Source organism: Blastocatellia bacterium (genome assembly GCA_035275065.1).
In the GTDB taxonomy this organism is placed as follows: Bacteria; Acidobacteriota; Blastocatellia; order UBA7656; family UBA7656; genus DATENM01.
The window spans coordinates 1-1,502 of sequence record DATENM010000093.1; the positions used below are offsets into that span (position 1 = coordinate 1).

The 1,502-nt window shown below is 66.6% G+C and carries 1 protein-coding gene; it reads right to left on the reverse strand.

Going from position 1 to position 1,502, the window contains the following annotated elements; translation table 11 throughout:
• Nucleotides 1-1,502, reverse strand: a 1,502-nt coding sequence (locus VJ464_21525; protein ID HKQ07721.1) for an AMP-binding protein, incomplete at both ends; no start/stop codon positions are given.

Here is a 1,502-nt window from a genome sequence, read left to right on the forward strand (position 1 = left end):
CGCCGCCACAGCCCCACCGCGCAGGCTTCGCCCGTCACCAGCACCCAGCGCAGACTCGCTACACCGGCCTGCCTGTCGCCGACCTCCCCCAGCATCGCCTCCAGCAGCGACGGCACCGTCTCCCACACCGTCACCCCGGCCGCTTGCAGGGCCAGCCACAGCTGCTGTGGGTCGTGCGCCTGGCGCGCCTCGACGATCTGCACCTGTCCGCCGACCAGCAACCCCGCCAGCATCTGCCACACCGAGATGTCGAAGCTGGGCGAGGCGGTCTGCGCCACCACGTCCGTCTGCCGCAACTGCAAGTCAGCGAGCTTGGCATAGAGGTGATTGATCATGCCGCGCTGCTCGACCATCACGCCTTTGGGCTGGCCGGTTGACCCCGAGGTGTAAATGAGGTAGGCCAGGCGGCGGCTGCCGACGCCATCCGGGGTCGGATTCGAGATGGGCAGTGGCGGCCAGGCCGGGGCCGGCGCGTCGAGATCGATGACCGCCACGCGCTCATCGAGTGGCGGCAACAGGCTTCGCCAGCGCCCCTGTGTCAGCAGCACAACCGGGGCGCTATCTTCGAGCATGTAGCGCAGGCGCTCAGCAGGGTACTGGGGGTCGAGGGGCACGTAAGCAGCGCCGGCTTTGAAGACGGCGAGGACAGCCAGCATCATCTCGACGCCGCGGTCGGCGCAGATGGCGACGCGGGCATCGGGGCCGACGCCGAGCTGGCGCAGGTAATGGGCGAGTTGATTGGCTCTGCGGTTGAGTTCGCCATAAGTCAGCCGCGCCTCGCCGCAGACGACCGCCATGGCCTCTGGGGTCTGTTCGACCTGCTGCTCGAACAGCTCGTGCACACACCGGTCGCGCGGGTAGTCGGCCTTGGTCGCGTTCCACTCATAAATTGCTTGCTGACGTTCTGCCTCAGGCATGACCTCGAGCGTGCGCAGCGGCTTGGCGGGCTGGCTATCGAGCGCCTCGACCAGCGACTCTAGCGCCCGGTGCATGTAGCGGCACACCCTTTCAGAGCCAACTGAAGCATCCACATGAACATATAGCCAGAACTCTTCGCCAACATCATCGATGGAAAGCGTCAGGGGATAGTTATTGCGCTCATCTCCATGCAAACGCTGCATGCCTTGCCCGACCCGCGCCTGTTCCACCGACCGCGCCGGCCTTCTTTCAGCACTGTGCCGATAGTTCAACAGCGACGTGAACAGCGGCGTCGGCGCCGCCACCCCGCTGCACCGCTGCGCCAACGCCAACGACGCCTGCTCGTGCCTCAACAACTCTCCCAACTGCTCCTGCATCCCCCGCACACTCGCCGCCGCTCCTTCCTCACCCACCCTCACCTTCACCGGCAGCGTGTTCATGAACAGCCCCATCGCACGCTCCGCCCCTTCGCCACCTTGCATCCGTCCCAGCAGCACCGTCCCATACACCACCTCCTCGCGTCCGCTCGTCCGCGCCACCACCTGCCCCCACGCCACGTGACACACGCTCGCCACGCTCACTCC